We start from the raw sequence: 16,353 nt of genomic DNA, 5'->3' as shown, positions 1-16,353 counted from the left end.
AAAATTTAAATCTTTCTTATTTTTTTATTTTAAAAGTAATTTTTTTTAGATCATCACTGACTTCATAAGAGTAAGGAGAAGTATGATAGAACGAAATTATATGAAGTAAAATCATGTCATTAATTTCTTTTAGTGAATAGTATTTGGGAACTTTTTTCCCCAGTAATTTCTTTATTTTATATTTTAACGATTCTTGAAAATCATCTTTTACAAAACAAACATTGATAATTCCGTTTTTGAAATTTGGCAATTCATAAAATAAAAAATGAGTTATAACATCTACTTTATTAAGCAATATTTTTTGCGTTTGATCTTGTTTTAATTCTTGAAAATCGGATGCTGAAAATCCATTTCCCCAATCTTCATTATTTACGGCTGCTTTTCCATTTTCATTGTTGAATAACAAATGCTTATGGTTTATTTGAACCACATTTGTTAGTTGTAAATCTTTTGCAAGAATATCGGTTTCTTCTCTGCGATAACTTTTATGCCATTGATGAAGCATTAAAATTTCGGTATTATAGAAAACACTTTCTACATCTATTCTGTCTAATCGATTGTGAATATCAATATCTTCGGCTCCCCAAAAATGCAAAAACTCATCATAACCATTAATTTTGCTAATCTCTTCAATAGAAAATAGCGATAATCCCTGAGCGCCAACTCCGCTGCTAGAGTCGATAGTATAATTATCAAATGGTTTTATAGTCCGAGATTCTTTCTCATTCAAAAAGCCAACTTTAAAATAATAAGCTTTTAATGGATTTTTCAACTCTTGCAACTTTGCAATAAAATTGAGACTGAAAATCATATCAACATCTGCCGTAAAAACATAATCTGTTGTAACATTTCTTAATCCAATATTAATAGCTTTGGCTCTTGACCAAGGCTGAAGTTCAGAAAAATTATAAATATATCTTGCAAATGGATAAGATGAAACAAGCTTTTTAATCTCAGATGCCGAAGAAATGTTAGAACCGTAATCTACAAAAATCACCTTAAAATCAGGATTGGTTTGCTCCATTAACGAATCTAAAGAACGTTTAACACGTTCTGTTTCTCTATTGCGATAAGGATAAAGTATAGTTAGCATAAAAATTAAGCTCTTAAATTGGTGTCGATTTGCTGTAAAAGTTCCTGACTATCATTTCTAAATTTTCGGGCAAAAAAAGCTTGATTGTCTCCTATTTCATTGGGTACAAAATTGCTTTCAAATACATTAAGGTGCTTTTCAGAGATATAAGCCGGACCTGGATGAACCGACCAGTCTACGTATGTTAAATTTCCTTTTAAATTGCCAATATCAGAATTTCCGATTATGGTTGGTATCAAAATCTCTTCGGAACAATACGAATGCTTAAAAAAACTTTCATATTCCGGATGAGAATCTAAAAATTCTAATATATAATCAACGGTTGAATGACTTAGAATCCACCAAGTTGGTCCAAAAAAAACTTTTTGAAACGGGAAATTCTTTTTTGGAAAATATAAGCTTATCTTCTTTTCTAATTTTAAAAGAATTTTTATCCAAATTGGTTTATTTGGCTTTCTTCTATAAAACAAATCAAAATAAAATTTAGTGACCCAGCCTTTTTTCATTTCAGAAGGAAAACCTTCTTTTATACTAATAAATTCGCCGCCTTCGTTTAATTTTGAATATAAAAAATTATTCTTTTTAATGGGATAATCACTTCCGCTTATTAAAGCATAATAATCATGGTTCTTTTTAATAGCTTCTGACATTAAGTTAAGTATGGCTTTTTGATGGGACCAGCCTGCCCACCAAACTTTATGCCTTTTAATAAACTGAATGTTATTAAAATCATCCAAATTAGCAGGCATTAAAGAACTCTTATCAATGTGTATATAGAAAAAAACATGACGATCAGTAAGTGCTAAAATTAACTTTTTGAGATGATCATAATCGTGATAAGCGGTTATAAGATAGGCAATCTTAATTTTATTCTCCATTTTCTCCTTCAATTTATAAATAAGTATCTGCCTCTTCTCTTGAAAGCCCTTTCCTGATTATAAAGTATTTCATGATTTTTTTATTCAATATAAACTTGGCAAAAAGTCTGCTTTTAATAAAATAGGAAAAAGAAGAACCTGATTTAATCACTTTTAAATCGTTAGTATATTCTTTATGATTATCATGTGTTTTAAAGACTAAATCAAACATCCAGTCTTCTATAACATTCCCCATATGATAAGCATAATTGTTGGAAGTGGATAATCTCCAAAAACCATTTTTTACAACCGGAATATCCAAAAATTCAGATTCACTATTCCCTCCAAGTTTGTAATTTGTATATCGCTTTTGCAAATTATCAAAAACAGAAGCTCTGTAAGTTGTAACAAAATGTCCTGCTCCAACAACTGCTTTTTTATCTTTATGTGTTATTGTGAGGTATTTTTTTAATTGTACCGAATTGTAAAAATCAATATTGCCGGCACTATGTGCAAATTTTTTTAATGCTTCAGGATTTTCAACAGTTGTGAATTTTAATTTTTTAGAAAAAAACAAATCCCAATATATATTTGCCGTATTAGACCTTAAAGATCTTGAAGATGGTGTAGGACATACAGCACCTGTTTTAGGGAAATTTTCAAAAACATCATAAGTTGCTTTTTGCCAATTATCTAAAAAAAGCACATCTGAATCTGAAATAGTAATTAGAGAAAATTTATTCCCTGAAATACCTTTCAAAATAGCATTTAGTTTTCCAATGTTAACGGTATGAATTATCTCCTGAATTTTATTTTCTGCATATAAATCGTTCAAATAATTCTTTATCAAATCACAGCTGCCATTGTTTACGATTGTAATAAACGTTTTATCATGAATTGTAGCAAAAAGTGAATTCAGACATAGTTTTAAAATCTCAAAACCATCTTTAAAATAGTCGTCCTGATTAGGTATATAAACAGGAATAATGATCTGATGAAAATAATCTGATGTCTCCTGAACTTTATCTTTATGTGGATTAAAACCTACTCGCATATCTTAAAAACGGCGTCGATTGCCTCTATATATTTTTTTGATATTATTTTATTGCTAAGTTCATTTTCATATTTTTCTCTAATATTTTGTGATAAATTCGAAACCTCCATATTTTCTAAACTACTAATCTTGTTCATTTGTTCTGTCAGACTTTCCAAAGTATTATCGAAGAAAAAATCATAATCTAGCAGTCTCTCTTGCATTGCACCAGTCTTAGCAGATAGTATTAATCTTCCTGATGCCATTGCTTCAACTCCGGTCAAAGGTCCTGTTTCTAAATCGTAATGAGAGATTATGAGACAATCAGATATTTTAAAAAAATCTAAAACTTTTTTATTAGAAACAAATCCTGTAAATTGTATGTTATTATTATTTTGTGACATCTCCTTCAAATTACTCAATTCAGTCCCATCACCTACAATTATTAACTGATTTTTATTGTTAAAACTCTTCAAAAATGCTTTTATAACGACATCAATATTTTTTTCCTTTTCTATACGGGCAATTGTCAAAAAAACTTTTACTTTATTTTTAAGTGTGGGAATTTCTAATAATTCTGTTTCATTAAAAGCGCATTGATCAATAATTTTATAATTGTGCTTTGTGATCTTAAATCGCTTTGCATTATTTTCAGAATGATGTAAAAATAGATGCACCTTATTAAGAAAAGAAAAGTCTTGATTGTCCTGGATACAACCTGTTGTTCTAAATATAATTTTTTTATTCTGAAATTGGCTTTTTTTAATAATTTCTTCTATGTATGCAGATGAAAGTTGCGCTACAATCAAAATCATATCATAATTTGACAATATCTGATCCAGAATCACCTTTATACGATTTTCATAATTCAAATGTTTTTTAGCAAATTTATTATTTGCGAATGCTTCAACAGAGCCTTTCTTTTTATTTTTGTAATAACTTAAATAAGCTAATAATTTTATCCCAAAATACTTCTGGCATAATAATTCTTTCAAAGAAAAAACGCTAAGCTTTTTATTAAAATCAAAAACTTGGGACTTAGAAGACAAGTTTCCTGTGGTGCATGCAGCTACATCATATTTTGAAGAAAGAACATTTGCAATATATGCAGTTTCTAGTTCTCTTCCTCCAAAATCACCAATTGGTCCAATAATTAATATTTTCTTTTTATTAAGCATCAAAATTAATTATCTAAGTATTTCTTTTTTAATGTCTCTAAAAATTGAAAAGCCAATTTTAGATTTAAAACCGAAATAGAAAACATTAAAAATTATTATTCCAATTCGATATCCTTTGAGTTCTTTTGAATAGTAAATCAAATTTAAATAGGTTAGGTATAAGTACCTGTTTATTTCAAAAACTTTGAGAACTCTCAAATTGTGATATATTTTCGTCCAGCTATTTAATAATTTATCAAATTCACTTTTTGTTCTAATAGAACTTGTATTATCACCGTGAATTCTATATCCTACTAAAACACTGGAAATCATCACAATTTGGGGAGATTTTTTTAAAATTTCAGATAAAAAAACAGCATCATCGTTGGGACTATCGATCCATTTTAGTCCATGAATAAATTCTTTGGAAACTAACCATGCGCCTGTCGCAATAAAACCTCCGTTTACTCCCATTTTTTGAACCAGACTCTCTGCAGTAACTAAAGGTTCATCATATAATGTATTGAAAGGAAAATTATAATCGACTTCAATTTTAGTAAAAAACTTTTTCCACTGACAAATAGAAAGTTTACAATTAGGACTTTTTTTTAATGCTTCCAACTGTAGTTCTATTTTTTCTGGAAAAAGGTAATCATCATAATCCAAAAACTGGATCCAATCTCCTTTAGCCAAAGCCAAAGCCTCATTTCTCGCATTATCCCGCCCACTGCTTGTCTTTATAAATATCAATCTTGAATCTTCTATTTCTAAAAAAAGACGGCATTCTTTTATTTCCAGATTCCCATTGCAGGCTACTATAATTTCAATATTTTGATGTGTTTGCGATAAAGCACTCTTTATACAAGCTATAAAAAAAGAGTGTGTTTTATGAACAGGAATTATGATTGAAACAAGCATATAGTATTAAAATATCAAATAATTACGTTTTCCTTTTATTAAACTTATCTTCGTAAAGATGATTCAATTTTACAAATAGAATTCTCAGCTCCTTTCTAAAACCACTTTTGATAGATGCTTTTTTTAAAAGCAACCCTAATTTATAAACATTAGTTTTTTTTAAATCTTCAAATTTACATTTAAATAAGTTCGTTGATTTAGAAAACCTTTCAATTAAAATTAATGATAACCTATTGTATTCTTCTACAGATAAAAATTGCTTTAAATAAACATATGCCTTAATGTAATCCGGCAACATGTTTTTTGTCATTGTTACACTGTTTGGATTAATCCTATACAATGCCAATGGTTTGTCAATAAAAATACATTCGGTTTTATTATTTTTAAAAAACAACACCCACATAACCCAATCTTCATATGCATTTAATGACTCATTAAATTTGAAATCTTCAAAAAATTTTACATCAAAAAAACCACAATGCAGAGGTATTGTAAATAATTCATTCCAAATAAACAAAATTGATTCATAATCAAAATATCGTTCTTCAAAATTACAATATGGAGGTAAAACATCTTTTTGATTCTCTCTAAACAATTCAAAATTTGAAATAACTATTCCATATTCTTTTACACTCTTTTTCGCCAATTCATTTATTGCGATCTCTATTTTATCAATAGCTAAAACATCATCCGAATCTAAAAACTGTACAAATTCCCCTTTTAAAAATCTAAGTCCAAGATTTCTTGCACTACTTACACCTCGATTCTCCTGATAATAATAACTAAATCGGCTATCCTTTTGAAGCCATTTTTGGGCAATTTCATCTGTATTATCTATACTTCCATCATTTATAATAAGACACTCCCAATTTGAGTATGTTTGATCTAATATAGATTGCAAAGTCTCCTGTAAATACTGGCCTTGGTTATAACATGGAATTATTATCGAAACAAGTGGGGTCATAAAATAAATACTATCTATTAATGTAAATCCTTCTAAAAAATTTGGCCAAATTATATATATCGCTGTGTTTTAAATGCCATTTCACTATTTTAATTAATAGTGAAAACTCTTTTTTTTCAAAATACTCGTTTTCTAATATTGCGATGATTACAAGCCTCTGTTCTTTTCTGAAAATAGAAAGGTACTTATCTGAAAGTGTCGTGTAAAATTGTAAAGAAGCATTTTTTTTCTGTTCGAAATTATCTGTTTTTCCGGAAATACTCAATGACGATTCTCTAACATAAATCTGTGCAAGATTGATCGAGTATATATTTTTAAAATTTGAAAACTTTATCCATGCCAGATCATCACTATGCCATGCGAGTGGATAATTAACAAATTTAAACTTCGAATAAACCTCTCTTCTAAAAATATATTCTGAAAGGGAACTTCTTGTTTTCCAAGTGTATTTTCTCCAGAAAGAATCTGCAGCGTTTTCCAATTTCGGATGCTGGTAGATCTCTGAAACTGGATTTCCATTCTCATCAATAATCTGCGAAGCATACCTTACAATATTAGATTTTGCTTCTTCTATTTCGGTCAAATTGTTATAAAATGTTTCTATTGCATTTGGACTCATTACATCATCATCGCCTAAAATCATTAGCCATTCTTCGTTATTAGATAATTCAATACAACGCTCCCATTGCTTTGTTAAAGAAATTGACCCTAAATTTTCCTCAAATTTATGATAAACAAAATTGAACTTTCCTTTATACTTTTCTAATAAAGCAAGCGGCGACTCTGGGCTTGCATCGTCTCCAATATAAACTTTAAATTGTTGAATTGTTTGATTTTCTAAAGATTGTAATGTTTCCTCGAAAAAAGACAGTTTAAAATATGGAATAATTACTCCAAGCATGAATCACTTTTAAATTTACATTAATTTATCTAAGGCTTCTTTCATTCTATTTGAATCCGAAGACAATTTATTTCTCCCGCTTTTACCTTCAATATATAAATTTGGCAAATGATGAATTAAATTGTCTTCAAACTCAGAAATACAAATCATTTTCTTCATGCCTCCATATTTATATATATCAGTATTAACCTTACATTTTACGCTATAAATTTTTAATCTCTCCGTTTTAAAACCTAAACTGATTTTAATTTTTCTAATTAACTTATTAATCAGTTTATTTTCAGGATCTATATATAATTCTTCGAAATTGATTTTTTTACTAATCAGGTTTAATTGCTTTTTTGTTAAAATAAAAGAAGCTTGATGGATATTTGAAAAATGTGCAAACTTTTTACCGTTATATTCTTCTACTGAATTAAAATCCCAATCAAAGGAAGCATGGTAAGCCGGATAGTGATATCCCTCACCATTTTCTTCATATTGAATCAATCCTGAAATTCTGTTTTTAGGTAAAATATTAGAATATTCAATATGCTTTTCAATATGTTTTTCCAGAAATAAATGATCATTTTCTCCGTAAACAAACAAATCAAATTTATCTTTATTCTCCCATATTACCTTTCTGCAAGTCAATGGTAATAATTGATAATCATTAAGAACAAAAACATTTACCTCATCAATTCCTATAATGTTTAATTCTATATTTGAGTTTACAATAATAGTAACGTCAAATTTTTTAAAGCTCTTGAGTTCTTTTACGACTTTTTTCAGAAACTCAAGTTGTTCGTCACCGTAATTAACTAGTACCGCTAAAAGCTTAGGCAGGTTATTCATGCTTTAATCGTTATGTTTATTAAGAAAAGGATAATTAAGAGTTTTGCTGTTTTCTTRAATACTCTTTATTAAATTATAATTTTTCAAAAGTTTTTTAAAGTAGCAGAAATTATAAAAAAACTCTCTTTTTTTTAATTTTATCGTTGATGTAACTATTTTTCGTATAGTAAATTTAGTCATTCTATTAACTGACCAATAATTACCCGGATCCATAAGTTTTAAGTCATTTATATCAGTAAAAGTTTTTAAATCAAACTTTCTATCATTCAATACTCTATCGTGATATGCAATAGCTTCAGGTACAATACCAATCTTTAATTTTTTGAAACGACATCTGTTCACGTAGTCATTATCTTCAGCATAATGAAAAAAATAAGGATTGAATCCACCAACTTTCTGTAAAGTATTTTTAGAAACTGCCCAAATTGCCGCATTTACAAAATTGACATTATATATTTTTTTTATATTTTTTCGTAAAAAAACATCCGAATAAAAATCTTGACAATTATTTGGAGATACGTAAAATTGAAAATATAAATCTATCTTGTCTCCTTTACCATTTAAATGAATTGGACTTAATACCCCGTAATCTGTGTTTAATTCTAATTGTTCAAGTAATAACTGTATCGTATTATGTTCTAAATACGCATCTTGATTAAGTAAAACGAAATACTCTCCGCCGTTTTCTAAAGCTACATCTAATCCAATATTATTAGCCGCTCCGAAGCCCAGATTTTGCTTTTGCTCAAAAAAAAGTATGCTTTTAAAATTTGTCTTTATAAATTCAATGGTTCCATCAGTGCTATTATTATCAACAACAATGATCTCAACCGGTATAGAACAGCTTAAAACACTATTTAAACAGTTTTCTATCCATTTCATACCATTAAAAGTTACAATGACAACAAATATCTTTTTATTCATTTCTTTAACTTTCCTGATAATAACTTTATTTTAATATCCTTTTCAAAAATTTGAATGGCAATAATACAAAATGTCCAACTCTATATGTAATACTCGTTCGAAACTCTTCAAATAACTCATTCTTCATGAAATTTCCGCCGTCAAAAATAGAAGTATTTTGTTTTTGAAAATCAACATCGGAGGTTATTATTATTAAAAACATCGGGTTTATAACTCTATTTTTAATCCCAAAATAATTCCCATAATAAAAGCTCAAATCTTTTTGATATTTATCCTCTTGAACAATTGAGCTACCATTACTAAAAATTTGCGAAAGTAATTGAACATTATTAAAATATTTAAAAACTAAATCAGAGAATTCATCTTTGTATAATTCTTTAACATGAAATTCATTTATTAAGTTTCGATTTTCTGAATAGTGTAATTTATCTGGCGTAGATATTATCAATAACCCATTTGCTTTTAAAACTCTTTTTATCTCGATCATCATTTCATCGTGTTCACCGTGATGCTCAATTGTTTCAAAACTAACAACAATATCAACACTATTGTCTTCTAAAGGAATTGCGCTTGTACTGCCTTCTAAAAATTCAATATTTTCGTCTTTATATTTTAATTTAGCTTCATCAATACTTGATTTATCAATATCAACTCCATATACAAACGAAGCTTTCTTACTCATTAAACTTACACCATACCCTTCTCCACTGGCAATATCTAAAACTACTTTATCTTTTACATAATCACTTGCGATTGCATATCTATGTAAATGTTCAATTGCTATTCGATTATAAATAAAAGTTTCTAATCTTTCGCCTGTCCAATTTTTCATAATTTTTTATTTCCATTTTAAGATTGGTCTAACAACTCCAGGGAAATTACCACTATAATTTCCTCTTGCAGTATGTTGGCCAACTTCATCAATAATATTAAACCCTACAATATCTATTTCATGAAATTCAACAAAAAAAGGATTATATGTCATTATAGCAAAACTACATGAATAATTTCCTTCAGCCAGTAAATTGCCCGGTAGTACAATTCTCTTTTTATATATCCCTTTCTTTAATGAGCTTTTTAGAGTCTGAGAATCTTTATCATGAGAACTTAATATATGGATATTCTGACTATTATATAAATTAAATCCATGAGTAAACAATCTTTCTTCTTTAATAATTTCATATGTAAACTCCAATATTATCGAATTAGAGATCAAATGATTCAATGTTAATTCATCATTTTCATTTAATACTTTTGCCTCCAGTAATCTCAAGAAATCAGTTTGCGGACTTGCTTCCGGATTCCACTTTCTTTGAGTTAACTGCATTAAATCATTAAAATATTGATTTATACAATCTTCAATTCCTCCCTCAAAAACTACTTTTCCATGCTCTAAAACAATTCCTCGAGTACACAAACTTTTTACAGCTGCCATATTATGACTCACAAACAAAACTGTTCTGCCTTCACCTCTGGAAATATCCTGCATTTTACCAATTGCTTTCTTTTGAAATTCAGCATCTCCAACTGCTAAAACCTCATCAATTACTAAAACTTCCGGTTCTAAAAAAGCTGCAACAGCAAATGCTAAACGAACTGTCATTCCACTGCTATACCTTTTCACTGGCGTATCTACATAGCGCTCACAACCTGAGAATTCAATAATCTCATCAAGTTTTGAAGTAATTTCTTTTTTGGTCATTCCAAGAATTGCTCCATTTAAGAAAATATTTTCTCTTCCTGTCATTTCTCCATTAAAACCAGTTCCAACTTCTAACAGAGATGCGATTCTTCCACGCGACTTTATACTTCCTGTTGTTGGAGCGGTTACTTTAGATAATATTTTTAAAAGTGTTGATTTTCCTGCACCATTTTTTCCAATAATCCCTAAAACTTCTCCACGTTCAACTTCAAAATTAATATCCTGCAAAGCCCAAACGTAATCAGAAGTTCCTTTTGTTGAGCGATCATTTATATCTCCAATTTTTAAGTATGGATTTTCTTTTCCTCGTATTTGATACCACCATCGATTTAAATCATGACTCAATGTACCAGTCCCTACTTGTCCTAAACGATATTGTTTAGAAATGTTTTCGGCTTTTAAAATAATATCTTTTTCCAACTGTAAAATGTAATTATAAATTATGAATTATGATTTTCATCTAAAAAAACTAAACCGTATCGATAAAGCTTTTTTCTGTTTTATTAAAAACTAAAAGACCTATAAAAAATATGACAATTGTTATTCCTAATGTATAGACTAATCCCAAAATTGAAATTTGACCTACATTTAAAAGCATATATCTACTGGTTTCAATTACATATGCCAAAGGATTATAATCAACAATCCAACCATACTTTGGCAACTTTTGCTTAATTAATTCCATGGGATACATAACTGCCGATAAATACATAAGCAGCTGTATACCAAAACCAATTAAATTACTAAAATCTCTATATTTTGTTACCATTGAAGAAATCAGCATTCCTAATCCTAAACCTAAAATCCCCATGATGATTATCAGAATAGGGAAAAATAAGATTGAGCTATTTACAGATAGATTGGCACCATTAAAGTAATAGTAAATATAAAAGACTATAAAAATTAGAAATTGGATTCCGAATTTGATCAAAGTAGAAATAACTACAGATAGAGGTGTAATAATTCTAGGAAAATAAACTTTACCAAATATTCCGGCATTGGCTTTGAATGTATCTGAAGTACCATTGAGGCAAGCTGTAAAATAATTCCAGACTGTAATTCCAGCTAAGTTAAATAAAAATGGAGGAATTGTACCTGTATCGATACCTGCTACATTATTAAATATTATCGTAAAGGTTATAGAAGTAAATAAGGGTTGAATCAAGTACCAAAGCGGTCCCAAAATAGTTTGTTTATATACCGTTATTACATCTCGCTTAACAAAAAGAAATAATAGATCTCGATATTGCCAAACTTCTTTAAGATTTAATGAGAAGAACTTGTTTTTTGGCGTTATTTCAAATAGCCATTGATTGGTATTATTTGTTGTATTCATTTTTTATATTTCCCAACAATTAATGCTATGGGAATTTCTTTATTTATTAAAATATATTTACAAATCTATTGTGCAATTAATGAAATTACTTTCATTTTTTAAATTAACAAGATTTTTAATCGTTTAAAAATTGCTAAAAAAACAAAAAGGCGTTTTTAAAAAAACACCTTTTACTTTTCTATATTCTGAATTTTATATAATTCTGTTTTATAAATTTTTATTTATCTAAGACTTCAAAAGCTGAATTCATACTTTTAAATTCCGGGACAATTTTTTTCATCTTAGCAACAATGTCGTCATTATCATAAAAATCTGCGATACCTATTAATTCGTCGATCTCTGTATGAAGATTTTCGTATTCATCCTGAATTTCCTGTGCAATCATAATTTTATTATGATAAGTAGGCAATGTTTTAGAAGTATCATTTAATAACTCTTCGTAAAGTTTTTCTCCAGGTCTTAATCCAACAATTTTTATCTTGATTTCTTTGTCCGGAATAAATCCTGCCAGTTTAATCATTTTTTTAGCCAAATCAATAATACGAACCGGTTTACCCATATCAAAAATATAAATCTCACCTCCATTACCCATTGCTCCTGCTTCTAAAACCAATTGACAAGCTTCTGGGATAGTCATAAAGTAACGAATTATATCCTGATGTGTTATCGTAACTGGTCCACCTTCGGCAATTTGTTTTGTAAACAAGGGAACAACAGATCCGTTTGATCCCAAAACATTTCCAAAACGGGTTGTAATAAACTTTGTGACAACTTCGGAATTTTCTTTTTGATTTTTTAAATATAAAGATTGTACATATTTCTCGGCTATACGTTTACTCGCTCCCATGACATTACTAGGGTTAACAGCTTTATCTGTTGAAACCATAACAAATTTTTTGACTTGGTATTTACAAGATAAATCTGCTAAGGTTTTAGTCCCTTTAATATTTGTCAAAATAGCCTGCGAAGGATTTTCCTCCATCAAGGGAACGTGCTTATATGCAGCAGCATGAAAAACAACATGTGGATTATAATTTTTAAAAACTTTCTCGAGTGCTTTTTTACTTTTTACATCCGCAATTACTGCAACAATTTTTGATTGAGAGCCTATTGCAAAGGTTTCCAAGCACAAATTATGAAGCGGTGTTTCGGCATGATCTAAAATAATAACCACTTTAGGATTGAAGCCTAATACTTGTCTTACTATTTCACTACCAATTGAACCGGCAGCTCCTGTAATAAGAACCGTTTTGTCTTTTAATTGTTTTGAAATTGATCTACTATCCAGAACGATAGGTTTTCTTTCTAACAAATCTTCAATTTGGATATTTTTTACTTTCTGAGAAATCTCCTTTTGATTTTCCCAATCCGAAATTAGTGGAACGGTATAAACTCTATAGTTAAATTCTAAACATTGATCAACAATAATTAATTGTTCTTCCTTAGACAAACTTTTATCTGCAATAATGACACCTTCTGCGGCTACAGAACGCATCAAAGCAGGTAATTTTTTTCTCAAAATCAAAATTGGCAAATCGAGCATTCGCTTAGATGCATTTTGATTATTTTTATCTACAAAACCAACAATTTTAAATCTAGAAGGGGTTTCAAATTTTAATGCATTTGCTACTGAAATTGCATTTGCATCTGTTCCATAAATAACTGTTCTGATTAACTTAGAATTCGTTTTCTCTGAAAAATACAATTCGAAAGTTTGTTTTACAATAACACGATATAAAAACAAACCGCAAAATGACAACACTAAATTAATAAAAAGAGCTGTATTTAGAAATGCCTTATGTCCAGTATACAATTCAAAAACTAAATTGAAAAATAAAAAGAACACCAAGACTGACATCTGAGAAAACAGCAATTTTATAGCGTCTATATATGACGAATGCCTAATAATTCCTGAATAGGTTCTAAAAAGCCAAAAGAAAAAAATATTTACTACGATCAAACTCCCAACAAAGTAAAAATGATGAGAAGTTACAATATAACCTAATGCTGTCCCTTCAAACAACATATAAGTAAAAGTAAATGAAAAAATAAGAACCATTATATCTATTGCAATAATGATCCATCTAGGTAAGTAACTAAGATTATTAATACTTGCCCTCAAATTTCTTGGCGAGAAAGCATTAAGTAATAAAGAGACTATTTGGGTTGATTTATCTGTATCCAATTTGGTTCAGTTTAATTGTATAAGCTGTGTATGACTTACAAAAATACAAATTAAAGGTTTTAAAAAATCATTTATTAATGCAAATTACAATTTAACACCTTTTCTCTTTTGTTTTAAGAATTCTATTAGGTAAGATCCGTATCCGGATTTGACTAAAGGTAATGCCAGTTCTTCAAGTTGACTATCATTTATAAACCCTTGTCTCCAAGCGATTTCTTCGATACAACCTACTTTCAAACCTTGTCTTTCTTCAAGTACCTGAACAAATTGTCCAGCTTGCATTAAACTATTAAACGTTCCGGTATCTAACCAAGCTGTTCCTCTGCTTAAAATACCAACTTTTAATGCTTCTCTTTCCAGATATACCTTATTCACATCAGTAATTTCATATTCGCCACGAGCGCTGGGTTTAATATTTTTTGCTATTTCAACAACTGAATTATCATAAAAGTACAACCCAGGAACTGCATAGTTAGATTTAGGCTCTTCCGGCTTTTCTTCAATTGAAATTGCTTTCAAATTTTCATCAAATTCTACAACTCCATAACGCTCCGGATCTGAAACATGATAAGCAAAAACAACTCCGCCACTTGGTTTTGTGTTTGATTTTAAAAGTTCCTGCATATTTGATCCAAAAAATATATTGTCTCCCAAAATTAAAGCGACATCATCAGTACCAATAAACTCCTCTCCAATTACAAAAGCCTGTGCCAAACCGTTCGGGATAGCTTGCTCAGCATAACTAAATTTACACCCCAAAGTCGATCCATCTCCTAATAATTTTTTAAAATTTGGTAAATCATGCGGAGTAGAAATAATCAATATTTCATTAATACCAGACATCATCAAAGTTGATAATGGATAATAAATCATTGGTTTATCATAAACCGGCATCATTTGTTTACTCATCGCAAGTGTTAAAGGATGCAAACGAGTTCCAGAACCTCCTGCCAAAATAATTCCTTTCATAAATTCTGATTTTTGATTTTAAATTTTAGATCAAAGGATTGTTTTTAAAAAACTCTTTCATTGAAATATTAAAACCGTTTCTATTTTAAGCAAACATTTTTTTTAAACTCTTTTTATAATTTGGAATACCCAAACCGTAAATCAATTTAATTTTTGATTTATCCAATAGCGAAAACTTAGGACGTTTTGCCGGTGTTAAATAAGATGCTGATGGAATACCTTTAATATTGCAATTATATCCACCAAATTCTTTTATAGCCAACGCAAATTCAAACCAACTTATTTCACCTTCGTTAGAATAATTGTAAATTCCAGGAATCCAATTTGGAGATTCAATAATTTCTATCATTGCCTGTGCCAAATCGGCAGCATAAGTTGGCGAACCAATTTGATCGTTTACAACATTTATCAATTCTCTTTCCTGCATTAAACGTTGCATTGTCTTAACAAAATTATTTCCAAATTTACTATAAACCCAAGATGTTCGAATAATAATTGAGTTCAGATTTTCTTTCATACATGCAATCTCTCCTGCTCTTTTGCTTTCCCCGTATATGTTTATAGGATTTGTTTCAGCTTCTTCATTTAATGCAATAGAAGATGATCCGTCAAAAACATAATCAGTAGAAATATGAATTAATTTCGCTTTATTTTCTTCGCTATATCTAGCTATTAACTCAACAGCCAGATGATTAACCATAAAGGCTTGTTCTTTCTCTGCTTCTGCTTTATCTACAGCTGTATAGGCACCACAATTCAATATTATATCCGGGTCAATCTCATTTAATTGTTCTTTCAGCAATACTAAATTATCTAACGTAACTGTTATTCTATTTGCGAAAACCCAATCAAATTGAGAATATCTTGAAGATAAAACTTTAAGTTCACTCCCTAATTGTCCATTTGCACCCGTTACAAGAATTTTTTTCATTAAAATAAACTATTACAATTTTCAATAAAAGGCAAAATTTGATCTTTTTCAGAAACGATAGCTTCTTCTAAACTAATTCCCCAGTCAATACTTAATGACGGATCATCAAATTTAATTCCGCCCTCCGACTCTTTATTATAAAATTGGTCGCATTTGTACATAACAGATGCCGTATCACTTAGAACTGAAAATCCGTGAGCAAAACCTTGTGGAACAAGTAATTGTTTTTTATTTTCAGCTGAAAGTAAAACACTAAATGATTTACCGTACGTTGGAGAATCTTTCCTTAAATCTACAGCAACATCCATAATTTCACCTTCTAGAACGCGTACTAATTTTGTTTGTGCATAGGGTGGATTTTGATAGTGTAAGCCACGTAATGTACCTTTTTTTGAATAAGACTGGTTATCTTGCACAAACTTGATATCAATACCCAAATCACGGAATTTTGTCTTGCTGTAAGCTTCAAAAAAATAACCTCGTTCATCTTCAAAAACTATCGGCTCGACTATTAATAAATCTTTTATAAATGTTTTTTCTATTCTCATA

General features: G+C 29.3%; 16 protein-coding genes. All 16 read right to left on the bottom strand.

Going from position 1 to position 16,353, the window contains the following annotated elements; genetic code table 11:
- Positions 1 to 16: 16 nt before the first annotated feature.
- The 16 genes from EAH81_RS12310 to rfbC all read right to left on the bottom strand — a co-directional run bounded on the left by EAH81_RS12310 (position 17) and on the right by rfbC (position 16,352).
- A complete protein-coding gene (locus tag EAH81_RS12310) occupies positions 17 to 1,093 on the bottom strand; it encodes a glycosyltransferase family 2 protein (protein ID WP_140507399.1) in 1,077 nt (358 codons plus the stop codon).
- A 5-nt stretch (positions 1,094 to 1,098) separates the two neighbouring features.
- A complete protein-coding gene (locus tag EAH81_RS12305; protein ID WP_140507397.1) occupies positions 1,099 to 1,971 on the bottom strand; it encodes a beta-1,6-N-acetylglucosaminyltransferase in 873 nt (290 codons plus the stop codon).
- Positions 1,972 to 1,984: 13 nt separating this feature from the next.
- The gene (locus tag EAH81_RS12300) at positions 1,985 to 3,004 is read right to left on the bottom strand and encodes a glycosyltransferase family A protein (RefSeq protein ID WP_140507395.1); all 1,020 of its coding nucleotides are present in this window, start codon (positions 3,002 to 3,004) and stop codon (positions 1,985 to 1,987) included.
- Positions 2,995 to 4,161 carry a glycosyltransferase gene (locus tag EAH81_RS12295; RefSeq protein ID WP_140507393.1) on the bottom strand — a complete coding sequence of 389 codons (1,167 nt, stop codon included), beginning with the start codon at positions 4,159 to 4,161 and terminating at the stop codon, positions 2,995 to 2,997. The genes EAH81_RS12300 and EAH81_RS12295 overlap by 10 nt, the downstream gene beginning before the upstream one ends.
- A gap of 9 nt (positions 4,162 to 4,170) precedes the next feature.
- Positions 4,171 to 5,058: a glycosyltransferase family 2 protein gene (locus EAH81_RS12290; protein ID WP_140507391.1), complete on the bottom strand. Its 888-nt coding sequence runs from the start codon at positions 5,056 to 5,058 to the stop codon at positions 4,171 to 4,173.
- A 22-nt stretch (positions 5,059 to 5,080) separates the two neighbouring features.
- Positions 5,081 to 6,022, bottom strand: a complete 942-nt coding sequence (locus tag EAH81_RS12285; protein WP_140507389.1) for a glycosyltransferase family 2 protein — start codon at positions 6,020 to 6,022, stop codon at positions 5,081 to 5,083.
- Between the two features lie 10 nt (positions 6,023 to 6,032).
- Complete coding sequence (locus tag EAH81_RS12280; protein ID WP_140507387.1) at positions 6,033 to 6,923, bottom strand: glycosyltransferase family 2 protein; 891 nt, start codon at positions 6,921 to 6,923, stop codon at positions 6,033 to 6,035.
- 15 nt (positions 6,924 to 6,938) lie between these two features.
- Complete coding sequence (locus EAH81_RS12275; RefSeq protein WP_140507385.1) at positions 6,939 to 7,757, bottom strand: hypothetical protein; 819 nt, start codon at positions 7,755 to 7,757, stop codon at positions 6,939 to 6,941.
- A gap of 3 nt (positions 7,758 to 7,760) precedes the next feature.
- Positions 7,761 to 8,681, bottom strand: coding sequence for a glycosyltransferase family 2 protein (locus EAH81_RS12270; RefSeq protein ID WP_140507383.1), 921 nt, complete (start codon positions 8,679 to 8,681; stop codon positions 7,761 to 7,763).
- Between the two features lie 25 nt (positions 8,682 to 8,706).
- Positions 8,707 to 9,513 (bottom strand): class I SAM-dependent methyltransferase, encoded by an 807-nt coding sequence (locus EAH81_RS12265; RefSeq protein ID WP_140507381.1) that lies wholly within the window; start codon positions 9,511 to 9,513, stop codon positions 8,707 to 8,709.
- Between the two features lie 6 nt (positions 9,514 to 9,519).
- Positions 9,520 to 10,803, bottom strand: a complete 1,284-nt coding sequence (locus tag EAH81_RS12260; RefSeq protein ID WP_140507379.1) for an ABC transporter ATP-binding protein — start codon at positions 10,801 to 10,803, stop codon at positions 9,520 to 9,522.
- 49 nt (positions 10,804 to 10,852) lie between these two features.
- A complete protein-coding gene (locus tag EAH81_RS12255) occupies positions 10,853 to 11,719 on the bottom strand; it encodes an ABC transporter permease (protein ID WP_140507377.1) in 867 nt (288 codons plus the stop codon).
- A 217-nt stretch (positions 11,720 to 11,936) separates the two neighbouring features.
- On the bottom strand, positions 11,937 to 13,904 hold the full coding sequence (locus EAH81_RS12250; protein ID WP_140507375.1) for a polysaccharide biosynthesis protein: 1,968 nt from the start codon (positions 13,902 to 13,904) through the stop codon (positions 11,937 to 11,939).
- Between the two features lie 84 nt (positions 13,905 to 13,988).
- Positions 13,989 to 14,873: a glucose-1-phosphate thymidylyltransferase RfbA gene (gene rfbA, locus EAH81_RS12245; protein ID WP_140507373.1), complete on the bottom strand. Its 885-nt coding sequence runs from the start codon at positions 14,871 to 14,873 to the stop codon at positions 13,989 to 13,991.
- A gap of 85 nt (positions 14,874 to 14,958) precedes the next feature.
- Complete coding sequence (rfbD, locus tag EAH81_RS12240) at positions 14,959 to 15,804, bottom strand: dTDP-4-dehydrorhamnose reductase (protein ID WP_140507371.1); 846 nt, start codon at positions 15,802 to 15,804, stop codon at positions 14,959 to 14,961.
- Entirely contained in the window at positions 15,804 to 16,352 is a 549-nt protein-coding gene (gene rfbC, locus EAH81_RS12235; protein ID WP_140507369.1) for a dTDP-4-dehydrorhamnose 3,5-epimerase, read from the bottom strand. Before rfbC ends, rfbD begins: the two co-directional genes overlap by 1 nt.
- Position 16,353 lies beyond the last annotated feature (1 nt).

This window comes from Flavobacterium pectinovorum, assembly GCF_006438875.1.
Lineage (GTDB): Bacteria > Bacteroidota > Bacteroidia > Flavobacteriales > Flavobacteriaceae > Flavobacterium > Flavobacterium pectinovorum_A.
The sequence above is the reverse complement of the archived record's forward strand: the minus strand, read 5'-3'. Positions and strand labels throughout refer to the sequence as shown.

Bases quoted from the DNA above. Each gene is read 5' to 3' on its own strand.
- EAH81_RS12310 (WP_140507399.1), bottom strand. From the start codon at position 1,093: ATGCTAACTATACTTTATCCTTATCGCAATAGAGAAACAGAACGTGTT.
- EAH81_RS12305 (WP_140507397.1), bottom strand. From the start codon at position 1,971: ATGGAGAATAAAATTAAGATTGCCTATCTTATAACCGCTTATCACGAT.
- EAH81_RS12300 (WP_140507395.1), bottom strand. From the start codon at position 3,004: ATGCGAGTAGGTTTTAATCCACATAAAGATAAAGTTCAGGAGACATCA.
- EAH81_RS12295 (WP_140507393.1), bottom strand. From the start codon at position 4,161: ATGCTTAATAAAAAGAAAATATTAATTATTGGACCAATTGGTGATTTT.
- EAH81_RS12290 (WP_140507391.1), bottom strand. From the start codon at position 5,058: ATGCTTGTTTCAATCATAATTCCTGTTCATAAAACACACTCTTTTTTT.
- EAH81_RS12285 (WP_140507389.1), bottom strand. From the start codon at position 6,022: ATGACCCCACTTGTTTCGATAATAATTCCATGTTATAACCAAGGCCAG.
- EAH81_RS12280 (WP_140507387.1), bottom strand. From the start codon at position 6,923: ATGCTTGGAGTAATTATTCCATATTTTAAACTGTCTTTTTTCGAGGAA.
- EAH81_RS12275 (WP_140507385.1), bottom strand. From the start codon at position 7,757: ATGAATAACCTGCCTAAGCTTTTAGCGGTACTAGTTAATTACGGTGAC.
- EAH81_RS12265 (WP_140507381.1), bottom strand. From the start codon at position 9,513: ATGAAAAATTGGACAGGCGAAAGATTAGAAACTTTTATTTATAATCGA.
- EAH81_RS12255 (WP_140507377.1), bottom strand. From the start codon at position 11,719: ATGAATACAACAAATAATACCAATCAATGGCTATTTGAAATAACGCCA.
- rfbA (WP_140507373.1), bottom strand. From the start codon at position 14,873: ATGAAAGGAATTATTTTGGCAGGAGGTTCTGGAACTCGTTTGCATCCT.
- rfbD (WP_140507371.1), bottom strand. From the start codon at position 15,804: ATGAAAAAAATTCTTGTAACGGGTGCAAATGGACAATTAGGGAGTGAA.
- rfbC (WP_140507369.1), bottom strand. From the start codon at position 16,352: ATGAGAATAGAAAAAACATTTATAAAAGATTTATTAATAGTCGAGCCG.